Below are 23,685 nucleotides of genomic sequence, written 5' to 3' on the forward strand. Positions count from 1 at the left end.
TGAACACCATGATGAATTGGAGAAAAACAACCCAACCCCTGATGCCGGTTACAACGGCGGAGAGAGAGGTTCCATCGGCAGGTCATTACGACATGTACCCCTTCGCCAGGCTGGAAGCAGGCAGCATCCAATGCGGATATGCCAGTCTTGCCAACTGGACGGCCGGCCGTAAAGTTATTCTGATAGACGGTTATATCGGTAACGACTGGGAGTATATCGCCGGCTCCCTGGAACGGGAGCTGACTGCCACGGGAGCCGCCGTGAACCTGGTGTACGCTTCCTCGCTGATGAAATCTGCTGAAGAAGTGGAAGCGCTGGTAGCGCCTTTTCTCGGGGAGAAAGGAACGGTATGGGGCAGAAGGGCTACGATCACTTTAAAAGATCTTTTTGACAACGATAAGCTGAAGCAGGTGCAGCCCGCGGAGGAAGGCATCACGCTCGTTATCGGCGTAGGCGCCGCGCTCACCGGGCTGGATGCGCCGGTGGTATATATAGACCTTCCCAAGAACGAGCTGCAATACCGCATGCGCGCCCGCACGGCCAATAACCTCGGTAAGGAGCAGTGGGACGATAACCAGGAAACCTACAAACGTTTTTATTTCGTGGACTGGGTATTGCTCAACGCGCACAAGCAGCAAATTCTGCCTTCCATCGAAGTGATTGCGGACGGCCAGTGGAAGGAACAATTCACCTGGGCTACGCATGCCGCCATCAGCAAAGGCCTGCAATACCTTTCCCAAAACGCTTTCCGTGTAAGGCCCTGGTTTGAGGCCGGCGCCTGGGGAGGGGACTGGATGAAGGAAAAGATCCCCGGTCTCAACAGGGAAGAGGTGAACTACGCATGGTCTTTCGAAATGATCGTTCCCGAGAACGGCCTGGTGTTCGAAAGCGACAGCAGGCTGCTGGAAATTGCGTTCGACTGGCTGATGATGAAACATTCCAGGGAAGTGCTCGGCCGCGATGAGCAGCGTTTCGGCATCGATTTCCCGATCCGCTTCGATTTCCTGGACACCTTCGACGGCGGAAATCTTTCCATCCAGTGCCATCCCCGCGTACAATACATACAGGAGCAATTCGGGGAAACCATCACGCAGGACGAAACCTATTACATACTCGATTGCAGCGAAGGAGCAAAGGTTTACCTCGGCTTCCAGGACGATATTGATCCCGCTGCCTTCCGCCGTGTGCTGGAAGAAAGCGCCGCGGAGAACAAGGCCATCGATATCGAAAAATATGTGCAGGTGCACGACGCCGGCAAACACGATTTTTTCCTCATTCCCAATGGTACGGTGCACAGCTCCGGGAAAAACAACCTGGTGCTGGAGATCAGCGCCACCCCTTACATCTTTACGTTCAAAATGTACGACTGGGTGCGGCTGGACCTCAACGGGAAACCGAGGCCCATCAATATCGATCATGCCTTCCATAACCTCGATTTCAGCCGTAAAGGCGCTCGGGTAAAGGAAGAACTGATCTCCAGGCAGCAGGTGATCGCCAGCGGCGAAAACTGGCAGCTGGTGCATGCGCCCACCCACGCCGAACATTTCTACGACGTGCACCGGATCGAATTCACCGGTACCGTAACGGTGGAAACGGAAGGCAAATGCCATGTGCTGATGCTGGTGGAAGGGAAATCCATCCTGGTGGAAACTGCCAACGGCTTCCGGCAGCGGTACAACTACGCGGAAACTTTCGCGGTGCCTGCGGCGGCGGGTTCTTATAAGATCATCAATGAAGGCGGTACCACGGCCAAAGTGGTAAAGGCTTTTGTAAAATAAAACGGAACAGCCCGGGGCTTGGTTCCCGGGCTGTCATCATCACAAAACAATGTCAGGTATGAGAAAGGAAAATTGGATGCTCTGGTTGCTGCTGCTCGTTTCAGTATCCCATCTCAGCGCACAGGAAAAGAACGACCCGGTTGCATATGTAGATCCGTTGATCGGTACCGCGCATTGCCGCTGGTTCCATTTTGCGCCCGGCGCTTCGCCGTTCGGCATGGCCAAGCCCGGCCCTTCTACGAACGGGCACTACGGCAATCCCAACGGCTGGGAAGCGGTGGGCTACGATTACAGGCATACTTCTATTGAAGGTTTCCCCAATTTCCATGAGTTCCAGGTAGGCGGCGTTGTGCTGATGCCCTCCAAAGGCCCGCTGGTAACAGTGCCCGGGAAGCTGGAAGACAGCCTCTCCGGTTACCGCTCGGCCTTCGACCGCGCGCAGGAAACTGCCACCGCGGGATATTATTCTGTACTACTGAAACGCTATGGCATTAAAGCAGAGCTGACCTCCACCCAACGCGTGGCTTTTCAGCGCTTCACTTTTCCCGCCGGCAACGATTCCCATATTCTTTTCGATATCGGTAACAAACAGGGCGAAAGCGGCGAAGTGAAGGATGCGCAGGTGTACATGTCGCCGGACGGCCGCATTGAAGGTTACGTGATCACGCTGCCCGCTTACGTACAAAAGTACCAGCAGGGCGCCGAGGTGGCCATGTACTTCTCTGCCGTGGTGGACAAAAAACCTTCGTCTTTCGGCACTTTCAGCGGTGAAACGCAAACCGCCGGCTCCAGGGACATCCGCGGGAAAGGGGCGGGGCTCTACCTCAGCTTTGAAACCAAAGAAGGGGAAGCGGTTACCGTGCGCATCGGTCTTTCTTACACCTCCGTAGAGAACGCCCGCCTCAACATGCAGCGCGAAGCGGCCGCCATGACGTTCGACCAGGCCAGGCAGCAGGCGCAGCAGAAATGGAGCGAATACCTCGGCCGCATTACCGTAAGCGGCGGCACCAAAGCCGACCGTACAAAATTTTATACCGGCCTGTACCATGCAGTGCTGGGCCGCGGCCTTGCCAGCGATGTGAACGGGGCTTATCCAAAAAATACCGGCGGCAACGGGCAGATCCCACTGAACAACAAGGGCGTGCCCGTACATAACCACTACAATACAGACGCCGTATGGGGCGCGTTCTGGAACCTTACGCCGCTCTGGGCACTGGTATACCCGGAATATTATTCCGACTTCGTGAGCAGCCAGCTGCTGGTCTACAACGACGCCGGCTGGCTGGGCGATGGTATCGCTTCCAGCAAATACGTATCCGGCGTGGGTACCAACTTCGTCAGCCTCGTGATAGCCGGCGCATACAACTACGGCATTCGCGACTTTGATGTGGCCAAAGGATATGCGGCCGCGCTTAAGAACGAGATCGGCTTCGAGAACAGGCCTGAAGGCGCGGGTAAGGACGATGTGGCCCGGTTCCGCAAATACGGCTATGTGGATCATATAGACCCGAAGCCGGGCGACTGGTGCTTTTCCGGTTCCCATACGCTGGAATATTCCTTCAGCGCCTACGCGGTGGCACAGTGGGCAAAAGCGCTGGGCAAAACCGGTGATTACAACACCCTGCTGAAGCTCTCTAAAAGCTGGGAAAACATCTTCGATCCATCCGTTAAGTATATGCGTCCCCGTTATGCAAACGGCCGCTTCGTGGACAACTTCAAGCCCACCGAGCCCTGGCGCGGTTTCCAGGAAGGGAATGCGGGGCAGTATACTTTTTATGTGCCGCACAACCCCGAAGGCCTGGTGGCCAAAATAGGGAAGGCTGAGTTCAACAAAAGACTAGACAGCATTTTTACCGCCGCGCAAAAAACAACATTCGGCGGCGGCACCACTATCGATGCGTTCTCTGGCCTTTCCGCGCCTTACAATCACGGCAACCAGCCCTGCCTGCAAATGCCCTGGATGTTCAATTACTCCGGCAAACCGCATCTTACCCAGAAGTGGGTGAGGGCCATCTGCAACGAGTTTTACGGTACCGAAGGTGTGCATGGCTACGGCTACGGGCAGGACGAGGACCAGGGACAGCTCGGCGCATGGTACGTGATGAGCGCCATGGGGCTGTTCGACGTGCAGGGTGGCGCTGCAGCCAAACCGGTGATGCAGATCGCTTCTTCGCTGTTCGACAAGGTGGAGATCAAACTGAACAAAAAATATTACAAGGGCAGCACCCTCGAGATCGTTACGCGCAATAACGGCGCGGGCAATATCTATCTCCATCAGCCAACATTCAACGGCAAAAAGCTCCGGCAAAATTCCATATCGTTCGCACAGCTGACGCAGGGAGGGAAGCTGGAGTACCGCTTATCCGACAAACCTGCTGCGTATTAATGCGGCGGGCATTTAAAAAAAGAATATTCCACATCTGATCAAAAAATTAAGCCTATGCTAGCTTATTATCACGTTATCGCAGACATGCTCTCGCGCAGAAGCAGGCTCCCGCTGATGGTGCTGCTGCTCCTGCTGGCGGCGGGCCGCGGCGCGTACGCCCAGGATCCACGTACCATTACAGGCCGCGTCACGGACGATGTTACCAAACAGCCCATCCCGGGCGTATCCGTTTCACTCAAAGGCACCGGCACCGGCACGGCCACATCCGCCGACGGTACGTTTTCCTTAAAGATCCCCGCCGGTAGCAACCAGCTGCTGGTGTTCTCTTCCATCGGCTATGCCAGCCAGGAAGTACCGCTCACATCAGCGTCGCAGCTGAACATATCCCTTAAAGTGTCCAGCAGCACTTTATCGGATGTGGTAGTAGTAGGCTACGGCACACAGAAGCGCACCAGCCTCACAGGTGCGGTGAGCGTGGTGACGGCCAAAGACCTGGAGGGCAAACCTGTTACCAGCGCGGTACAGGCCCTGCAGGGCGCAGCGCCTAACCTCATCATCCAGCAGAACGCCACGGAGCCCGGCGCCGCCATCAATATCAACGTGCGCGGCGTCAGCACCGTCAACAATACCAGCCCGCTGATACTGGTAGACGGTGTGCCCGGATCGCTCGACCTGCTCAATCCTAACGACATCGAAAGCATCAGCGTGCTGAAAGACGCGGCCTCATCCGCCATATACGGCTCCCGCGCCGCCAACGGCGTGATACTCGTTACCACCAAAAAAGGCAAGCTCAACAAAACGCCCCGCATTACCTACAACGGCATGGCGGGCGCGCAGCAGCCTACCTTCCTCATCAAGCCGGTGAGCGGGGTGGAATACATGCAGCTGAAAAATGAGGCGCTGGTGAACTCCGGGCAAACGGCGCAGTTCTCCCCCGAACAGATCCGCCAGCAGGGAGAAAAAGGCTCAGAGAAATGGTGGATGGGCGAAGTGATGCGCCCCGCCGCATTGCAGCACAATCATAACCTCGGCGTAACAGGCGCAGTGGGCAAGGTATCTTACCTGGTTTCCGGCGGCTACCTGGACCAGAACAGCCTTTACCGCGGGCCTGATTACGGCTACCAGCGTTACAACGCGCGCGCCAACCTCAGCACGCAGCTGGGTAAATTGAAGCTGGGCGGTAATTTCGCGTATGCAAAGCAGAAGATCAGGGAGCATGCCTATTATTCAGACTGGCTGATCTCCACAGCCATCCGCATTCCCCGCATATATCCCATCAAAGACACGGCCGGCCATTATTTCCTGGCGCCCACAGCCTCCAACAACCCGCTGGCACAGCTGGAGCAGGGCGGCCGCAGGCTGTACAACAACGACAGCTACAATTACATGGCCAATGCCGAATACGCGATCACCAGCCACCTGTCCGCCAAACTGGTATACGGCGCGGACATCCGTGTGAACAACATGGATGAGTTCCGCCGGTCCATCAACTACGCGCCCTACTCCGGGTCAGACAACCAGAGCGCCAGAACGGTGAACCATGCGCGCAGCATACAGGACAACTTTCAGGCATTGCTCAACTACGACCGCACCTTCAACAAAGTGCATGAAGTAAAAGCCATGCTGGGTTATGCTACGGAAGGCTGGAAAAATGAGTACAGCCAAACCCGCCGGCTCAACGTGGATAATACCACCGGCGATTCCACCGCCGGTACCGAAACCCTTAAGGGCTTCAACGATACCTACGATACCCGCATCGACCAATGGGCGCTCAACTCTGCGTTCGGCCGCCTGAACTATAGCTTCGACAACCGTTATTATTTCGAATTCAATTTCCGGTACGACGAATCCAGCCGCTTCGCCAAAGGCAACCGCGGTGCGTTCTTCCCCTCGTTCTCCGCCGCCTGGCGTATTACGGACGAGCCGTTCATGGAAACGGTGAAGCAGAAGCTGGGCGACCTGAAGCTGCGCGGTTCATGGGGCCAGCTGGGCAACCAGCAGATCATTTCCAATTACGGGTATATGAACGTGTATACGACCGTGAGCAATATGTACGGCTTCAACAACCTCGCGCAGGCAGGCTCCTCCTTTTCAGTAGGCAACCCGGTGATCACCTGGGAATCCGCCAACTCAGCCAACATTGGTTTCGACCTGTCTATGCTGGATAACCGGCTGACCATCAGCTACGATTATTTCCACAAGATCACGGATAACATCCTGCTGCAGCTGCCCGCACCGGGCCTGTACGGCGCCACGCCCGCCTTCCAGAATGCCGGCAAGGTGAAGAACCAGGGCTTTGAGCTGGCTGTCAACTACAGGGCTAAAACAGGCGCATTCAACCATACGCTGGGCGCCAATCTGGCGGACAACCTGAACGAGATCGTTGATTTCAAAGGCCGCACTTTCATCCAGGAAGGCGACGTCACCTACATCAACCGCGAAGGGTACCCGATCAGCGCCTATTATGGTTACGAAGCAGACGGTTTTTACCAGAACCTGGAAGACATCAAGAACAGTCCCAAACCGGCGTTTGCGAACCAGGTAAAGCCGGGCGACATCAAGTATGTAGACCGCAACGGCGACGGCGTGATCAACAACGACGACCGTTTCATCATGGGCAATCCTTTTCCCCGCTTCACCTTCGGGCTGAACTACAGCGTAACCTGGAAAGGTTTCGACGCGAGCATCTTCATCCAGGGCGTGGGCAAAAGGAACGTGTTCCTGCGCGGCGAAGGCGTAGAGGCATTCCACAACAACTGGGATAACGTGTACGCACAGCATATCGACCGGTGGACGCCGAACAACCCGGACGCCGGCTATCCCCGCCTTACCATCGGTACGGAATCTGTGAACAACAGGGCCAACTCCACTTTCTGGCTGGAGAACGCCGCTTATGCCAGGCTGAAGAATGCGCAGCTCGGTTATACGCTGCCTGCCAGTCTCACTAACCGGGCAAAGATCCAGAAGGTAAGGGTGTACCTCACCGGGCAGAACCTGTGGACCGTTACAGGCATGAAGAACGGCATGGATCCCGAACTGACGGAGTTTAACAATACCCTCAACCTGAACCAGCTGAGCAGCGCCACGAGCGGCCGCATCTACCCGGTTCAGAAAGTTTGGGCGGTAGGGCTGGATATCAACTTTTAACCACGTTTAAATGATCGCAATATGCGTATAAGAAAGTATTGTTCAATTGTGTTGGGGGCGTTGCTGCTCGGAGCCGCGGGCTGTAAGAAGCTCGACCTGGGCCCGTCCTACCAGGATACGGATCTCACCTTCTGGCAAAAGCCGGAAGCCGCGGAGCAGGTGCTCAATAACTGCTACGCCGGCATGTATTCAGACGATTATTATTTCTTCAACGAAAGCCTCAGTGATAATTCCTTCAGCTCCAGCTCCGTGAACGGCGGCGCCGCGCAGAGCATTGCAGCTGGCGCTTACGACGGCCGTACCAACCGCGTGGCAGGGGAGTGGGCGTTTCATTACGGGGGCATCCGCAACGTAAATAATCTCATCGCCAATATCGATAAAGTGCCCGGTCTCGACGCCGGCCTGAAGGCCCGTTACCTCGCCGAAGCTAGGTTCATCCGCGCTTTCCATTACTTCCACCTCGTTACCTGGTACGGCAACGTGCCGCTGATCAAAAACGAGATATCTTACGAAGAAAGTTTCCAGATTGCCCGCACGGCCAAAGCCGAAGTGGTGAGCTACATACTCTCCGAGCTGGACGAAGTGGCCGCCGAACTGCCCATGAAATCTGGTTATCCCGCCGCCGAAAGAGGCCGCATCGCCAAAGGCGCCGCAGCAGCCCTCAAGGCCAAAGTGCTGCTCTACGACAACAAGTGGAGCGACGCCGCTGCGGTGCTGGAACAGATCATGGCGGGCACATACGGTGTTTACACTTTGTTCCCTTCCTTCCCCGGCATTTTCCTGGCGGAAAATGAGAATAACAGCGAAGTGATCCTCAACCTGGAATTTGTACCGGTGAGCAGAACACACAGCATGCAGCGTTTCTTCATTCCCTTCACCGAAGGCACGCTCATCAGCGGCATGGCGCCTTCCCAGTCGCTGGTAGACGATTTTATCATGACCAATGGCAAGGGCATCAACGAAGCGGGCTCCGGCTACGACGATAATACGCCTTTCCGCAACCGCGACCCGAGGCTGGAAGCCACCATCATTCACGACGGCTCTTCCTTCACCACCAAACGCGGGGAAACCATCGTTATCCGCACCGCGCCCGGCACCGGCGATAACGCGGCAGACAAAGCGGACGCTTCCAAAACAGGCTATTACTTCCGCAAGTACTACGACCGTACGGCGGACGGCAACAACAACTCCGGCCTCAACCTGATCCTCATCCGTTATGCGGACGTGCTGCTGATGTACGCGGAAGCAAAAGCGATGATGAACCAGCTGGACGCGGCCACGTGGGATAAGACCATTAAACCCATCCGCCAGCGCGCAGGCTTCAATGATCCGGCGGCACTCAACTTCTCGAACTACGCCGGGTTAAGCAACGCAGCCAAAACGGATCTCGTGCGCCGCGAGCGCAGGACCGAGCTGGCGCTGGAAAGCCAGCGGATATTCGACATCCGCCGCTGGAAGATCGCGGAAACGGTGATGAACGGCATCCTCTACGGTATGAAGGTGGGCAATAGCCATATTATAGCCGACAGGCGCGTGTTCGATGCCAGTAAACATTACCTGTGGCCGGTGCCCCAGGCGGATTTAGATATGAACAAAAACCTGCTGCCTAACAACGCCGGCTGGTGATCTGTACAACCTTTATCAACACTTCTAAAAAGATATTCTCATGATACGCACTTTCAATCTCAGGATATATAGCATGCTGGCCGCGCTGCTGGCGGTAGGAGCCTTCGCCTCCTGCGAAAAGGATAAAACCATCAACAGCAATATTTCCACCGTTAAAGAACTGTATTACCCTGAAGTGGGCAAGTACTACAAGCTGCAGCCCGCCACCAGCGCCGTGGTGAACTTCGAATGGAGCGCGGCAAGGGCCGAAGACGGCAGCCTCGTGATGTACGAAGTGGCGTTCGATACGGTAGGCGGAAATTTTCAGCGCCCCATTTATACCGTTGCCTCCAACGGCAACGGCGTGCAGAATTCCCTCGCGCTCTCCCATAAAATACTGAACTCCATCGCCAGCAAAGCAGGCATTCAGCCCGCTACCTCCGGTTCCCTGCAATGGACGGTGATCGCCAGCAAAGGCCTCAACGAAAAACGCGCGGATTCTTCCAGGGTGATCGTGATCGAAAGGCCCTCCGGCTTTACCGAAATACCCGACAACGTGTTTATCACCGGAGCCGCCACCGAAGGCGGAACGGACCTTTCAGCCGCCAAAGCCATGAAGCTCGGCACCGATGGCGTGTTCGAAATATTTACCCGCCTGAAGGCCGGCGCTTTCACCTTCACAGACCGCAACAGCGGAACGCCGGTTACTTACTCCATACAGGGCAACAGGTTGCAGGAAGGCGGTGAAAACCAGCAGACGGGCGATAAGGTATACCGTATCCGGCTGGACTTTGCGAATGCCGCCGCGGAAATGATCGAGATCACCGACGCAGGCGTGTTCGCCTCCGCATACAACAAAGTGGTGGGCAAGCTTGCCTACGCAGGCAACGGAACCTGGTCGGCGCAGGGCGTGCCCATTGCGTACTTCGATTTCGGCAGCTGGAAAGACGATCGTTTTAAATTCCAGTTCACCACCCTGGATGCGGGCGGCACTGCCGGAACCCTCTACTATGGCAGCGTGAACCAGTCCAATTCCACACCGCCTGACGCCAATACGCCGGCCGCTTATTACAGCGTGGTACCGGTAGATAATTCGCAATGGGATTTCACCTATAAATACCCTGCCGGGTCCGACGGGAAAACAGGGGACTTTACCCTGCAGCTGAACGCTAAGGAAGATTATTCCTATAAACTCATCGTGCACTAATTGGTGAACCTTTAAAGTCATTTACATGAGACCTATCATTCTGATCATAGCCGCGGCGGCGCTTACCCTTACCGGGTGTTACAAGGAGCGGGAAGACACGCCCGTGAAGGCGGAAGGCGATACCACTTCGGTGACGTTGACCTACAAGCTCAAAGCCCGCCAGGCCCTCGACGATATCTATAAGAACTACGGCATCAGCGGCAGCAACTATGTGCGGGAAAGTTTTCCCGCACAGCCCGGAGACCCGAAGTATGCTTATCTCTGGCCGTACTCCGCCATGTTTACGGCGGCTACGCTGATCAAGCAGCTGGGCTTTACGGATGAGGTGTACCAGGGTTATTATACCAGCACGCTCGCGGGCATGCAGGGTTACCTGGACGCGTCGCGCCTGCCTGCCGGCTACCAGTCCGTTCCGGTAAGCGAAGGCCTGGCGGACCGTTTCTACGACGACAACGCCATTACCGGCATAGACATGCTGGAAGCCTACCGGCTCACCCGCGATGCGCAGCTGCTCAGCAACGCGAAGCTCTGTTACACGTTCTGCGCCTCCGCCGAAACCCCGGAAGCGGGCGGCGGCCTTCACTGGAACGAAGGCGTGCGTAACAATCCAGACGATCCGAATTATATCAAGGCCACCAACGTGACCGCACTTTCCGCCACACTGGCCCTGCAGCTGTACCAGCAGGAGCAGAACGCCGCCTATCTTGCCTCCGCCAAACGCTGGTATAACTGGGTGAAACAGTATATGCTGGACCCCTCGGACAAGATCTTCTGGAACTCCGTATGGATCAAGGATGGCAGCATCAACTACGCCAAATGGACCTACAACTCCGGCGCCATGATCCAGAACGCAGCGCTGCTGTACAAGATCACCGGGGAAGAGGCTTACCTCGCCGATGCGAAAGCATGGGCGCAGGCCTCCTATAATTTTTTTACGCGCCAAGTGGCTAACATCGGGCGGTTCTTCGTGCCGCACGACCCCTGGTTCACCGCCGTGCTGCTCCGCGGGTACCTGGAGCTGTATGAGCTGGACAAGAACGCCACGTACATCAATACCCTCGCGGCCAACGTAGACTATGCGTGGCAGCACAGCAGGCTGCCCGGCACTTTCCAGTTCTATGAGGACTGGTCCGGCTCCGACCTGGGGAGATATTATTCCCTGCTCACGCACATCGGTATGGTGGAGATCTATGCGAGGCTATCGATCTGGAAAAAAGAACAATAAACCGGCGCATCCGTTCGCGGTGATCATAGCTGCGAACGGACGCCTCAACCGGGAGTTATGAAAAGGATATTATTGAGTATGGCGCTGGCCGCAGCGGTACTGCCGGCTGTTGCGCAGCAGGGTGAATACCGGCGCAGGGCGGAAGAAATGTTCCACCGCGTATGGACGCTGTACCGCGTGCCGCAGCACGGGCTTTTTTCAGAGTATTACCCGCAGCAGCACAAGGATTCCCTCACCTATATGCAGGACGGGAATGTGCAGTCGAAAGAAGTGAGTTACCTCTGGCCGCTTAGCGGCGTGGTCACCTCCGCTAACATCATGATGAGGCTGCCCGGCAAAAAGGCAACCTATCAGCCTTACGTGGATTCAGCCATGGCAGCCATGTACCAATACCGGGATACTACGCGCCGGCCGGCCGGCTACCAGGCTTACCCGGCAAAGTTCGAGAAGGTGGACCGTTATTATGACGACAATGGCCTCGTGGCTATCGATTACATGGAAGCCTACGAAAATACCCGCAACCCTGTGTATCTTTCCAGGGCTAAAGAAGTATTCGCCTTCATCATGAGCGGATGGACGGATGTGCTCGGCGGCGGCGTTACCTGGCTGGAAGGCCGCGGCGATCAAAAGCCCGCCTGCAGCAATGGTATGGCCACACTGGCCGCGCTCAAAATATACAAGGCCACCAAAGAACCGTATTACCTGCGGCAGGGCATTAAATTCTACGACTGGATGAACAGGCATTTGCGCGACTCCGCCGGTTTGTACCTGAACGATATTAAGACCGCCACGGGAGCGTTGAATGCTACTTACTATACATATAATTCAGGATCTATGCTGGAAGCGGCTATGATGCTCTATGGTTTCACCCGGCAGCAAAAATATTACCGGGATGCGAAGCAGACCGCTGAATCGGCTTACCACTATTTCGGCCGGCCGCAGAAAGATATGCGCAGTGAATTTTGCGACCTGCCCTGGTTTGCCACGGTGCTGTTCCGCGGGTATGCCGCGCTTTATGCCGTAGACAAAGATCCTGTGTATTTAAAAGCGATCATGGCGCGGGTGGACCATGCCTGGAACAACCGTGACCGTTACGGCCTGCTCAACCATAACTGGAGCGACAAGCGGGATGAGGCCGGTAAGCCCAAGTGGCTGCTGGACGAAGCCTGCATTGCCGAGCTGTATGCACGCATGGCGCTGCTGAATTTATAATGAATACAACATCAAACAACTTATGACGAAAGCTACCAGCAATTCATCGCTTCCGCCGGCCAAAACAAGTGTGTTGCAGCTCGCTCCCATATTGTTCGGCTTCTTCATCATGGGCTTTGTGGACGTGGTGGGCATTGCGACCAACTACGTGAAAAAGGATTTCGGCCTGTCTGATACCTTGTCTAACCTATTGCCCATGGCGGTTTTCCTGTGGTTTTTGATCTTTTCGGTGCCTACCGGCATGCTCATGAACAGGATCGGCAGAAAACGCACCGTGCAGCTGAGCATGCTCTTCACAGGCATCGGGCTGCTGGTGCCGATGATATCCTATACCTTACCCGTGGTGCTCTCGGCCTTTGCGCTGCTGGGCATCGGCAACACGCTGCTGCAGGTGGCCCTCAACCCGCTGCTGACCAATGTGGTGAGTAAAGACAGGCTGACCAGCAGCCTCACCACCGGGCAGTTCATCAAAGCGGTGTCTTCCTTCCTCGGGCCCATTATTGCAGCCTATGCGGGCACGCAATTCGGGAACTGGCAGTTGTTGTTTCCCGTATTTGCTGGCATCACGTTGTTGTCTTTCCTCTGGCTCAGCGCCACGCCGCTGCACGAAGGCGGCCGCAAGGAAAATACCTCTACCATCGCGGAATGTTTCGCCCTGCTGGGCGACAGCAGGATATTCCTGTATTTCCTCGGCATACTGACGCTGGTGGGCATTGACGTAGGGTTGAATGTATCCGCTCCCAAAATACTGATGGAACGCACCGGCATGGCGCTTGAGCAGGCGGGTTATGTGGCCAGCGTATATTTTGTTTTCAAAACCGCCGGCACCTTCCTGGGCGCCTTTCTGCTGGCCAAATGGCCGGCCCACCGGTTTTACCTGGGGTCCAGCATCGCCGCGGTGGCTGCCATGGTGATGCTGCTGTTCGCTCACAATGCGGCCCTGATCTACGCGGGCATTGCATTGGCGGGGTTTGCCTGCGCCAATATTTTTTCCATCCTGTTTTCTTTTGCGCTGCAGCGGGTGCCGGAACGGTCCAACGAAGTGTCGGGTCTTTTGATCATGGGCGTTTCCGGTGGTGCTATTTTCCCGTTGCTGATGGGCGTGGCTTCTGATGCGGCGGGTGCGCAATGGGGGGCTGTGGCGGTATTGCTGGTTTGCTGCGCCTATCATTGGATGCTGGCCGTGAAGGAGATGAAGTAGGGGAGCGGGGGCTTAATCCGCAGGAAGTAAATTATTCCGCTAAACCGGAGTGTTTCCTGCTCTTTATGCTGCTTAAGGATTTAAGCAGCTGATACTATCCGCCTGAATGAACTTCAGATCATGTTCTGCAAATATGCCGCTGTTCTGAGAATTCTCCATATCTCTTTTTTTGATCCTTTTGGGAAACGGAGGCACGGCTTTCCAGTTTGTAATGGAATCTTTACTGACGATCGTTCCGCTAAAATGCAGATTGTATATCCCGTACCAGGCCCCTTCTCCCATCGCTACCGCCGCCGGAACAAAAGCGGATATTTTATTTCCTTCAATGATGTATACCCCAAGGTCAGCGGGGTTCATTTGCTGGTAATACCTGCAGGTAAATAACGAGCTGTCTGTAACGATATTCGCGCCGTGAGAAACATGTATCCTGTTTTTCGGGGTGAAAAATACCGGGTTCACAGCGGAATACTTATTACGGGGATAGCCTGGTTTACTGGTATTTGAATAAAAACCATCGAACCGCAACTTATTGGTATCAGCTGGCGCCGGTGCTTCATAATAGGCAGGAGCGTCCAGTTGCTTGCCCGTCAGGCATGAAACCAGGCTGACTGTAATGATGAAGAGGGTAAGGGACCTGCCAAAGGACATCGGTAATCAATTTATTAATCCATCCGCCGCCAGTATCAGCAGCAGGGTCACATCGTTCCCCAATGATGCGCGCAGGATGCGCAACGCCTTGCGCATATGCTGTTCCACCGTATTTACGGAAATATTCAGCTTTTCGGCCACTTCCTTGTTGGAGAGCTGTGCCTCGCGGCTCAGCAGGAATACGGCCCTGCATTGGGGCGGCAGTTCCGCTATGCGTGCTTTGATATAGTTATGCAGCTCCTTCATCTCCAGCTGCAGGTTCACTTCCGGCGCCTGGAAATGCGGGGCTTTCCACAGGGCCTGGTCTTTCCGCAGCTGCTGCAGCTGCTGACGGTGATAGTTGAAAATGCGGTTTTTAAGTGCGACAAAAAGATAATTCTCCGGAACAGTGTCTTCACGGAGGGTAGGCATCTGCCGGTAGAAGGAGAGGAACACATCCTGCGCCAGTTCTTCCGCTGCGGCGGTGTTACCGGTTTTTTTATACGCAATATTCACCAGGCGGATGAAGTGGCGCTCATATATAATATTGAACGCTTTTTCATCTCCCTGCTGCCATAACGCGAATAATTCAGGGTCATTATAGTTGGCGTACCGTGCTATGTTGATAAAGTTTATCCAAAAATAACAATATTTCGTACTTTTTCAGCGCTTTGCTGAATCGATTCAGCAAAAAAACGATGATTGTTGTATAATATAGATTATCAGTAAGTTATAAGACAAATCCCGGAAAATTAAAAAAAATCTCCCCAGCGGACTAACGGTAGCTCACCGAATCCGTGTTTTTATCTACATACTTATGGAAGCACACGCTTTATATGAACTCTTGGAAAAGTACCGGCAGGGCAACTGCAGCCCGGAAGAGCTGGAGCGCCTGGAACGCTGGTATGCGTCGCTGGGCAGCGGCCGGCCGGACAGCTTGCTGGAAGAAGGCAGCGAACCGGCGCGGATGCTCACCGAACGTAAATTACAGGAGCTGCGCGCCGCCGTCGGGCGCGGGCAGCGTGTAGTGCCTTTCCGTAAAAGAGCGCTGCGCTGGGCAGCGGCAGTGAGCGGGCTGATATTGCTGGCCGGAAGCGCCGCCTATTACTTCAGGCCTGTTTCCCGGCAAAACGAGCTGGTGAAAGAACACCGCATACCGGCTGAACACAGCCGCCATATCACCCTTCCGGACGGCAGCCTGGTAATATTGCATGCAGGCAGCCGCCTCGAATATCCGCTGGCTTTCAGCGGCGGCCTCCGCGATGTTACGCTGGTCGGCGAAGCTTATTTCGACATCAGGCCCGATACCGCCAAACCCTTCGTGATACATAGCGGCAGCCTGCGCACTACGGTGCTGGGCACGGCTTTCAACATAAAGGCCTATGAAGGTTCGCCGGAAGTAACAGTGTCGGTTACACGCGGAAAAGTGAAGGTGGAAACAGAGCAGGAGGGAAGATTGCTCGCCGTATTAACGCCTGACCAGCAGGTGGTGTACAACAACCTGGAGGCCATGGCCGTCAGGCAGCCCGTAATGGCAGACTCTACGATACAATGGGTGCGGAAAGACATGATGTTCGAAAACCTGCCTTTCGCCGCCGTTACACAAGCCATTGCCAGCCGCTACCATGTCAACATCCGGTTCGAGAACGAAGGGCTGGCAGCCTGCCCCATCAGGGCCTCGTTCAACGGAACGGAGTCGCTGGAAACAGTGTTGTCTGTAGTTTGCGGCATACGCAACGCGTCATATACCATAGAAGATGAAAACAATATTCTGATAACAGGGAAAGGATGCCAGTAATTAAACGATACTACTAAATAAGAGGAACACAGCAACACATTATTCGTTAACAAAAAAACCGCGTTTCAAACATGAAATGGGCCCCTGCGCTGCCCGTTTAGGCCCCGCGTTTGCCTGAACTTTCAGACCGTATCATATCCGGGGAAAAGGCAATTATAATTGCCGCAGGGCGCCGTATACCCGTAAGTCAACCAGGATTATTCTGTAACAAACTAAACTGAAACTTGTTATGAAAACACACGTAGCTGTGCAAAAACAGCTGAGAGGCTTTTTATTGCCCGTACTGATCTCAACTTTCCTTGTGCTGCCTATGCTCCTTTCCGCGTCCGGCAGCGCGCAGGACATGACCACCAAAAAGATCACGTTATCTCTTACCAAAGAATCCCTTCGCAATGCATTGGTAAAAGTAGAATCCCTTTCCGGTTTCCGTATTGCCTACCCGCCGGACCAGGTGGCCCGTTACCGCGGCATCAACCTGCCCAAAGGCACACGTACGGTGAAGGAAACCATTAACCTGCTGCTGCTGAATACGCCTTTGGAATTCCGGCAGCAGGACGATATCATCATCGTTTTCCTCCAGGAAGAAGGAAAAGCCGAGGCAGACACCACGGTGACGCCCGCCGCCCCGCCCCGGCAGGAAACAAAGGCGCGCACTATTATCGGCTCCGTGACCGAAGCGCGCACCAACATTTCGCTGCCCGGCGTTACCGTAATGGTGAAGGGTACCAACCGCGGCACACAAAGCCAGGGAGACGGTACCTACAGCCTGCAGGTGCCTTCGGGCTCCGCCACGCTGGTGTTCAGCTATATCGGCTACAAGCCGAAAGAAGTGGAGCTCACCTCTTCCAACCAGCTGCACGTAGCGCTGGATCCTTCCAACACCGGCCTGGATGAAGTAGTGGTGGTGGCCTACGGCGAACAGAAGAAACAGACCGTTACAGGTTCCATCGCCTCGCTTACCACCAGGGAGCTGCAGCAAAGCCCTGTATCCAACCTCACTAACGCGCTGGCAGGCCGCCTGCCCGGCCTCATCACCACGCAGCGCAGCGGCGAGCCCGGTGTGGATGCCAGCACGCTCTATATCCGCGGTATTGCCACGCTCAACAGCGCCACGCCCATTTTTATGGTGGACGGCGTGGAGCGCAGCATCGATTATGTAGACCCAAACGATATTGAGAGCCTCACCATCCTGAAAGACGCCGCCGCCACCGCCGTACTCGGTATGCGCGGGGCGAACGGCGCGGTGCTGATCACCACCCGCCGCGGTAAATCTGGCGCGCCCAGTGTGAACTTCCGCGCTTCCGCCGGTATGCAGGAAGCCAACAAGCTGCCCGAATACCTGGGCTCGTACGATTATGCCCGGCTGCTGAACGAGGCGCTGGTGAACGACGGCGCACAGCCCGCTTTTTCGGATGAGCAGCTGGAAGCCTTTCGCAACGGCTCGGCGCCGAATACAGACTATTACAAGTTCATCATGAAAACCTCCCACGTAGGGCAGGCGAACCTGAATGTAAGCGGCGGCGGCAACGTGGCGCGCTACTTTATTTCAGCCGGCTACAACATTGCAGAGGGCAACTACCGTCATACCAAATCCAATAAAGAAGGGTATAACGGCAACAACATCATGAAAAGGTATAACCTGCGCGCCAATGTGGACGTGGATATTACCCGCAACCTCTCCGCCCGCCTGGACCTGGCCGGCATCCTGACAGACAGGACGGACGGCAACAACTCCGCCGGCACCATCATGAACCTGGCCAACCGCATGGCGCCTATTTATCCCATTTTTAACGAAGACGGCAGCATGTGGGGCAACGGTACTTTCCAGAGCAATATTTACGGGGAACTCTCGCAGAAAGGTTACCGCCGCTGGTATAACAATACCACGCAAGGTACATTCGCCCTCACCCGCAAGCTGGATTTCCTGACGAAGAACCTCAGCGCCAAACTTTCATTCTCTTATGATAACACCAATACTCCCAATGCCAGCTACGGCCGCAACTACGCCGTGTTTGAGCCCATCCGCAACGCGCAGGGGGAAATCACCAGCTACAAACAATTCGGTAACGATACCCGCATAGACCCCAACGGCGGTTTCAGCGGCGGCGGCGCGGTGCGGCAAACCTATGTGGAAGCAACCGCCAACTGGAACCGTTCTTTCAAAAAGCACAACGCCACCGCCATGCTGCTGTGGAACAGGCGCCTGCTGGAAAACGGCTCCAGCATTCCCAATGCATACCAGTCCCTGCTGTTCCGCGGCACGTACAACTACAACCAGAAATACCTGCTGGAACTGAGCGCCTCTTACCAGGGCTCTGAGAACTTCCCGAAGGAAAGCCGCTTCGGTTTCTTCCCCTCCATTTCCGGCGGCTGGGTATTGTCTGAAGAGCCTTTCATCAAAGACAATGCGCCTTACATCCGCTTCCTCAAGCTCCGCGCTTCATATGGCGAAGTGGGGAACGACCGGAGCGGCGGCGACCGCTTCCTCTGGTTCACTTCCTGGGGCGGCGCAGACCCGTATTATTTCGGCAGCAACGCCAACCAGGCCAACGGCTGGGGGCAGGGCGCCATCGGTAATCCCGGCGTTACATGGGAGCGTGGCAAGCAGATAGACCTCGGGCTGGACCTGCAGATGTGGAACGGCAAGCTGGATGTTACGCTGGACCTGTTCTCACAGAAAAGAAGGAAAATACTCATTTCACGCAGCACCCTTTCCGATGTATTCGGCCAGAGCATCAAGGCGCAGAACATCGGCGCGGTAGACAACAAGGGCATAGAGTTTGAAATTTCACACCGCAACACCATCGGTAAGTTCCGCTACCAGATCAAGCCTAACTTTACCTATGCCAAGAACGTGATCGTGTATAGCGATGAAGTGACCCGCAGCTTTCCCTGGATGCGGCGTACGGGCCACCCCATCGGCACCAAGTTCGGCCTGATAGCCGATGGTTTTTTCAGGGATGCGGAAGACGTGGCCAACAGCCCCTTCCAGAATTTTTCCGCTTATGGTCCCGGCGATATCAAGTATAAAAAGCTCACCGGCAAAGAATACGACTACATACAGGCCAGCTTCGACGAAACCCGCATAGGCTACGCCCGCACGCCTGAAATCATGTACGGCGCCACGCTGGCGGCCGGATACGGCAACTGGGATCTGAGCGTACTGTTCCAAGGCGCCGCGCATGCGGATGTGCTGCTGAACAACGAAGCTGTGTATGAATTTTTCCAGAGCGGAAAAGTGAAACCCTTCCACCTCGGCCGCTGGACGCCGGAAACGGCTGCCACAGCCACTTACCCGCGCCTGCACAGCAACACCCATGGCAACAACCACCGTGCTTCCTCTTTCTGGATACGCAGTGCAGATTACCTGCGGCTCAAGAACGCGGAAGTAGGTTATTCCCTGCCCAAACGCTGGATAGACCCGCTGAGCCTCTCTTATTTCCGCATTTACTTCAACGGCATGAACCTCTTCACCTGGGATAAGCTGGACGATTACCAGGTAGACCCGGAAATAGGCGATGGCAACGGCGCGATGTATCCCATTCAGCGTATCTGGAACTTCGGGATAGATGTAAAATTTTAACCACTCACCATTTAAGCTGATTCAGATGAAACGTAATATTCTCCTTTCAATATTTTTATTTTCAGCCCTGGCCCTGCTGCCGCATTGCAAAAAGGGCTTCCTTGACAGGGCAGCCACCACACAGCAGCAGGACTCCGATATTTTCACCAGCTTCGCCATGACGGACCAGGTGGTGAACAACCTGTACAGCAAAATGCGCGGCACCTACACTTATTTGGGCGGTTACAACATGGCCTCGGCTACAGACGAAGCCAAGGACGCTTCCAGCTGGATGGGCTCCATGCGCTTCAACAACGGTTCCTGGTCGGGCAACGACAACCCCATCGGTAATACCTGGAGAGACAACTATGTGGCCATCCGCCAGGCCAACACCATTCTCGAGAACGTAGTCAAATTCAATACGCCCGACGATGCGAATAACCCGGGCACCCTGGAGATCAGGATCGGGGAGGTGTATTACCTGCGCGCCTATTTCCTTTGGGAGCTGATGCGCCAGTTCGGCGGAGTGATCATTTTTACAAAACCCGTTGAACAGACGGATGAAGTGGAGCTGAACAAGCCCCGCAATACATACGACGAGTGCGTGGCCCAGGTACTGGCAGACTGCGATGAGGCGTTCAAACGCGTACGGTTCGCCTACGATCCCAATACAGAAGTGGGCCGTGTTACCAAAGGCGCCTGCCTGGCCCTGAAGGCCCGCGTATTACTGTTCTCCGCCAGCCCGCTGTGGGCCAATGCCGGCAAAACCGGCTACCTCGCGGATATTGCCCCCGGCAGCATGGCTTCAGACCCCGCCAAATGGAAAAGGGCCGCAGATGCAGCCAAGGCGGTGATAGACCTGAAAGATGCCGGCGGCAACACCGTATACGCCCTGGAACCTACGCTGGCCGCAAGGCAGGATATGTTCAAGAGTAAAACACTGCAAAGCAAGGAGGTGATCTTTGTGCGCATGCGCGAAGCCAACCAGGACTACGACCGCTATATTTTCCCCAAGGGTTACGGCGGCTGGAGCGGTTGCGCACCGGCCCAGGAGCTGGTGGACGATTATGAGATGAGCAACGGCCTGCCCATCGAGGACCCGCTTTCCGGGTACGATGAAACCATGCCCTATACAAACCGTGATCCCCGTTTTTATACGGACATCCTGTACAACGGCGCCAACTGGAAAGGCCGCCAGGTGGAAACCTACGCTACCGGCCGCGACAAGCAGAGCACTGAAACGGACCATACCCGCACCGGCTATTTCAACCGCAAGCTGGCGGATGAGGCCATCACGCCCGGGCAGAGCGGCAGCCGCTTCATTCACGGTATTAACTACCGCCTCGCGGAAATGTACCTGAGTTATGCCGAAGCGCTCAACGAGAGCGAGCCTGCCAACCCGGATGTGCTCACGTATGTAAACCTGATACGCACCCGCGCGGGACAACAACCCTTGCCGGCAGGTCTTTCGCAGGCGGACATGCGTAAGCGTATACAGAACGAAAGGCGAATAGAGCTGTGTTTTGAAAATCACCGTTTCTGGGATGTGCGCCGCTGGAAAATAGCAGAAGCCACGCAGAAAGAGATGTGGGGTATGCGGCCTATCGTAGACAATACCGCGCCGGGCGGTTTCCGGTACGAACGTTTTAAGGTGGAAGACAGGCTGTGGAGGAATGCCATGTATGTGATCCCCATCACTACAGACGAAACGCTGAGAAACCCCAACCTGAAGCAGAACGAAGGCTGGTAACCATTGTGCTGCAGGCATTCATCCAACAGGAAAGTAATCAGGGATGAATGTAATGCCCCCAAGAAGCCGGATGCTTTTTGGGGGCATTTTTTATGGAGAAATGACGCCGTGTTTTTTTAAAAAATATAGATCAATGCCTGGATTGCCGGGCCGGGCGGGCCTTCTGCCACCCATCCTGGAGTTGCTGTTTTAGCGCGCTGGTCAAAGCATCATTCGCTGAAATATTTGCTATGTTATTTACTTCACCCGGATCAGCCTGGTGGTCATAAAGCTCGGTTGCTTTTACTTCACCGGTTTTAACGTTACGCCATTCCACGTAACGGTAACGATCTGTTCTAATAGCGTATCCCATTGTTTCCGGTTCGCCCTTGTATTGCCAGGGGCGCGGAAATTGGCTGAACGCCGCGCTTTTCCAGGGTTGGCCGGGCCTGGTCAATAATGGCGCTAAAGAAGTACCCTCCAGCCCCTCCGGAACGGGAAGGCCGCCCAGTTCGGCTAAAGTAGGGTACAGGTCTACCAGTTCAACCAGTGCATCCGTTTTTACGCCCCGCTCTTTCCGCGGCGCTGCAATAATCAAAGGCACCCTGGTATCCAGCTCATAATTGGTGGTTTTGGTCCACAACCCTTTTTCGCCTAGATGAAATCCATGATCGCTCCACAGAACAATGATGGTATTGTTGGTCAGATTTAAACGGTCCAGCTCTGCCAGCACCTTTCCGATCTGGGCATCCGTATAACTGATGGCGGCATAATAGCCGTGCAGCAATTCCCGCTGTTTTGCATCCGTGATCACGTTATTAAATCCAATGTCGCTATACCCTCTCAGCTCCTCGTTCTTATGCACCGCATAGGCCGGTATATTGGAAGCGGGAGTGCGCTGGCCGGGCAGGGGGATCTTTTCCCGGTCGTACATATCCCAGTATTTTTTAGGCGCGCTGAAAGGCAGATGCGGGCGGCGGAATCCTACCGCCAGGAAGAAGGGCTTGTCTTTCACCTTTCTCAAAACCTCCAGCGCCTGATCCGCTACCTGTCCATCGATATAAGCATCGTCGGCTACATCTGCCTCTTCTGTGGCCGCTGCTTTTGAACCTTTTTTTTGAAGATTGGCAGGCAGCACATATTTGCCTTCCCTGTTCGTTACCGCCAATATTTCCGGTGCAGACCAGGAGGGAGCATCTTGTGCCGAAGCGGGATCGTGATAGATTTTACCAATGCATTGCGTATGGTAGCCGTTATTTTTAAAATACTGGGGTAATGTAATTACATCCGGGATAGTATTACGGAAATGGGTCTTTAAATCCCAGACCCTGGTCGTATTCGGCCTTTTCCCTGTCATTAAAGAGGTCCGTGAAGGAGAGCATACGGCTTGCTGGCAGTATGCGCGGTTGAACAGAACGCCCGCCCCCGCCAGTTTATCAATGTTCGGGCTCTGCACGGTTTGGTCGCCATAACACCCCAATTGCGGGCGCAGGTCGTCTATCGCGATAAAAAGGATATTGGGAGGCTGTTTATGATTGCTCATTCCCTTATTTACCCGGCAGCCGCTCATGGTAAGCATCACGATGGCAGCCGCTATAAAGGCCCGCTTACTGGTGCAGAATGTTATGTCGTTGTTTTTTTGATCTTTCATATTTCGTGGTAACGGCGTTATTATAAGTTTTTTGACATGCATTTCAAGCAGGGAAGTAACCTGAAAACATGCTTTAAACAGATATGTAGTACAATTGCACAAAACAAATATATTCAAAACCTATCGTATTTTCTTCATAAAAAAAGAGGAAAGCCCATCCAGGTAAAAAAATATTTACATCAGGTGTGTTCCATTTACACTAAGGGTTGTGAGCTAAAATAGATGCGGGTTTGATCGTATTTATGAAGATGCAGATGCTCTTTATGATGGAGAATATCGGCCAGGTTTGTTATCGATTCAAAAAAAATGTTTTGATATGTACTACATAACTACTAGATTTGTTTTCAATAACTTTTTAGCCACTTTGTTAAGTCAACATACGTGCATAAAAGAATGAATTCCACGATTACTGAGAACTAAAGAAACCTCTACCTCAGAATGATCCACCACCAAGATCTTCAAAGGTTGGCTGCTTAAAGTCTCCCTGTTCACATTCACTTTTATGCTAAACAAGATCAGATAGCTAACAACTGTAGGTATTTATTTATAACAATCGC

14 protein-coding genes are annotated in these 23,685 nt (G+C 54.5%); 11 read left to right on the forward strand and 3 right to left on the reverse strand.

What is annotated here, in order from left to right; translation table 11 throughout:
- The first annotated feature begins 41 nt into the window (after window positions 1-41).
- From ACTJIK_RS14685 to ACTJIK_RS14720, 8 genes are read left to right on the forward strand one after another with little or no spacing between them, the layout of a single operon-like run.
- Entirely contained in the window at window positions 42-1,778 is a 1,737-nt protein-coding gene (locus tag ACTJIK_RS14685) for a class I mannose-6-phosphate isomerase (RefSeq protein WP_440647332.1), read from the forward strand.
- A gap of 49 nt (window positions 1,779-1,827) precedes the next feature.
- On the forward strand, window positions 1,828-4,164 hold the full coding sequence (locus ACTJIK_RS14690; RefSeq protein WP_440647334.1) for a GH92 family glycosyl hydrolase: 2,337 nt from the start codon (window positions 1,828-1,830) through the stop codon (window positions 4,162-4,164).
- 54 nt (window positions 4,165-4,218) lie between these two features.
- Window positions 4,219-7,311: a SusC/RagA family TonB-linked outer membrane protein gene (locus tag ACTJIK_RS14695; protein ID WP_440647336.1), complete on the forward strand. Its 3,093-nt coding sequence runs from the start codon at window positions 4,219-4,221 to the stop codon at window positions 7,309-7,311.
- 21 nt (window positions 7,312-7,332) lie between these two features.
- Entirely contained in the window at window positions 7,333-8,937 is a 1,605-nt protein-coding gene (locus ACTJIK_RS14700) for a RagB/SusD family nutrient uptake outer membrane protein (RefSeq protein ID WP_440647338.1), read from the forward strand.
- Between the two features lie 40 nt (window positions 8,938-8,977).
- The gene (locus tag ACTJIK_RS14705) at window positions 8,978-10,123 is read left to right on the forward strand and encodes a SusE domain-containing protein (RefSeq protein ID WP_440647340.1); all 1,146 of its coding nucleotides are present in this window, start codon (window positions 8,978-8,980) and stop codon (window positions 10,121-10,123) included.
- 25 nt (window positions 10,124-10,148) lie between these two features.
- A complete protein-coding gene (locus tag ACTJIK_RS14710) occupies window positions 10,149-11,348 on the forward strand; it encodes a glycoside hydrolase family 76 protein (protein WP_440647342.1) in 1,200 nt (399 codons plus the stop codon).
- 57 nt (window positions 11,349-11,405) lie between these two features.
- Window positions 11,406-12,560: a glycoside hydrolase family 76 protein gene (locus ACTJIK_RS14715; RefSeq protein ID WP_440647344.1), complete on the forward strand. Its 1,155-nt coding sequence runs from the start codon at window positions 11,406-11,408 to the stop codon at window positions 12,558-12,560.
- Between the two features lie 22 nt (window positions 12,561-12,582).
- On the forward strand, window positions 12,583-13,761 hold the full coding sequence (locus tag ACTJIK_RS14720) for an MFS transporter (RefSeq protein WP_440647346.1): 1,179 nt from the start codon (window positions 12,583-12,585) through the stop codon (window positions 13,759-13,761).
- 72 nt (window positions 13,762-13,833) lie between these two features.
- On the opposite strand, the gene ACTJIK_RS14725 is transcribed toward ACTJIK_RS14720, so the two are convergent.
- Window positions 13,834-14,409 (reverse strand): hypothetical protein, encoded by a 576-nt coding sequence (locus ACTJIK_RS14725; RefSeq protein ID WP_440647348.1) that lies wholly within the window; start codon window positions 14,407-14,409, stop codon window positions 13,834-13,836.
- Between the two features lie 6 nt (window positions 14,410-14,415).
- A complete protein-coding gene (locus ACTJIK_RS14730) occupies window positions 14,416-15,024 on the reverse strand; it encodes an RNA polymerase sigma-70 factor (RefSeq protein ID WP_440647562.1) in 609 nt (202 codons plus the stop codon).
- 181 nt (window positions 15,025-15,205) lie between these two features.
- Between ACTJIK_RS14730 and ACTJIK_RS14735 the strand changes: the two genes are divergently transcribed.
- From ACTJIK_RS14735 to ACTJIK_RS14745, 3 genes are all read left to right on the forward strand, one after another.
- The gene (locus tag ACTJIK_RS14735; RefSeq protein ID WP_440647350.1) at window positions 15,206-16,186 is read left to right on the forward strand and encodes a FecR family protein; all 981 of its coding nucleotides are present in this window, start codon (window positions 15,206-15,208) and stop codon (window positions 16,184-16,186) included.
- Between the two features lie 229 nt (window positions 16,187-16,415).
- On the forward strand, window positions 16,416-19,769 hold the full coding sequence (locus ACTJIK_RS14740) for a TonB-dependent receptor (RefSeq protein ID WP_440647352.1): 3,354 nt from the start codon (window positions 16,416-16,418) through the stop codon (window positions 19,767-19,769).
- Between the two features lie 25 nt (window positions 19,770-19,794).
- Window positions 19,795-21,498: a RagB/SusD family nutrient uptake outer membrane protein gene (locus tag ACTJIK_RS14745; RefSeq protein WP_440647354.1), complete on the forward strand. Its 1,704-nt coding sequence runs from the start codon at window positions 19,795-19,797 to the stop codon at window positions 21,496-21,498.
- 130 nt (window positions 21,499-21,628) lie between these two features.
- Here the strand turns inward: ACTJIK_RS14745 and ACTJIK_RS14750 are convergent, their stop codons facing one another.
- Window positions 21,629-23,128 carry a sulfatase gene (locus ACTJIK_RS14750; protein ID WP_440647356.1) on the reverse strand — a complete coding sequence of 500 codons (1,500 nt, stop codon included), beginning with the start codon at window positions 23,126-23,128 and terminating at the stop codon, window positions 21,629-21,631.
- Window positions 23,129-23,685 lie beyond the last annotated feature (557 nt).

The organism is Chitinophaga sp. 22620, from assembly GCF_052044405.1.
Classification (GTDB): Bacteria; Bacteroidota; Bacteroidia; order Chitinophagales; family Chitinophagaceae; genus Chitinophaga.

Excerpts from the sequence above, each read along its gene's own strand:
- ACTJIK_RS14710 (WP_440647342.1), top strand. The coding sequence starts at position 10,149 with ATGAGACCTATCATTCTGATCATAGCCGCGGCGGCGCTTACCCTTACC.
- ACTJIK_RS14745 (WP_440647354.1), top strand. The coding sequence starts at position 19,795 with ATGAAACGTAATATTCTCCTTTCAATATTTTTATTTTCAGCCCTGGCC.
- ACTJIK_RS14700 (WP_440647338.1), top strand. The coding sequence starts at position 7,333 with ATGCGTATAAGAAAGTATTGTTCAATTGTGTTGGGGGCGTTGCTGCTC.
- ACTJIK_RS14740 (WP_440647352.1), top strand. The coding sequence starts at position 16,416 with ATGAAAACACACGTAGCTGTGCAAAAACAGCTGAGAGGCTTTTTATTG.
- ACTJIK_RS14735 (WP_440647350.1), top strand. The coding sequence starts at position 15,206 with ATGGAAGCACACGCTTTATATGAACTCTTGGAAAAGTACCGGCAGGGC.
- ACTJIK_RS14690 (WP_440647334.1), top strand. The coding sequence starts at position 1,828 with ATGTCAGGTATGAGAAAGGAAAATTGGATGCTCTGGTTGCTGCTGCTC.
- ACTJIK_RS14725 (WP_440647348.1), bottom strand. The coding sequence starts at position 14,409 with ATGTCCTTTGGCAGGTCCCTTACCCTCTTCATCATTACAGTCAGCCTG.
- ACTJIK_RS14720 (WP_440647346.1), top strand. The coding sequence starts at position 12,583 with ATGACGAAAGCTACCAGCAATTCATCGCTTCCGCCGGCCAAAACAAGT.
- ACTJIK_RS14695 (WP_440647336.1), top strand. The coding sequence starts at position 4,219 with ATGCTAGCTTATTATCACGTTATCGCAGACATGCTCTCGCGCAGAAGC.
- ACTJIK_RS14705 (WP_440647340.1), top strand. The coding sequence starts at position 8,978 with ATGATACGCACTTTCAATCTCAGGATATATAGCATGCTGGCCGCGCTG.
- ACTJIK_RS14685 (WP_440647332.1), top strand. The coding sequence starts at position 42 with ATGCCGGTTACAACGGCGGAGAGAGAGGTTCCATCGGCAGGTCATTAC.
- ACTJIK_RS14715 (WP_440647344.1), top strand. The coding sequence starts at position 11,406 with ATGAAAAGGATATTATTGAGTATGGCGCTGGCCGCAGCGGTACTGCCG.
- ACTJIK_RS14750 (WP_440647356.1), bottom strand. The coding sequence starts at position 23,128 with ATGAAAGATCAAAAAAACAACGACATAACATTCTGCACCAGTAAGCGG.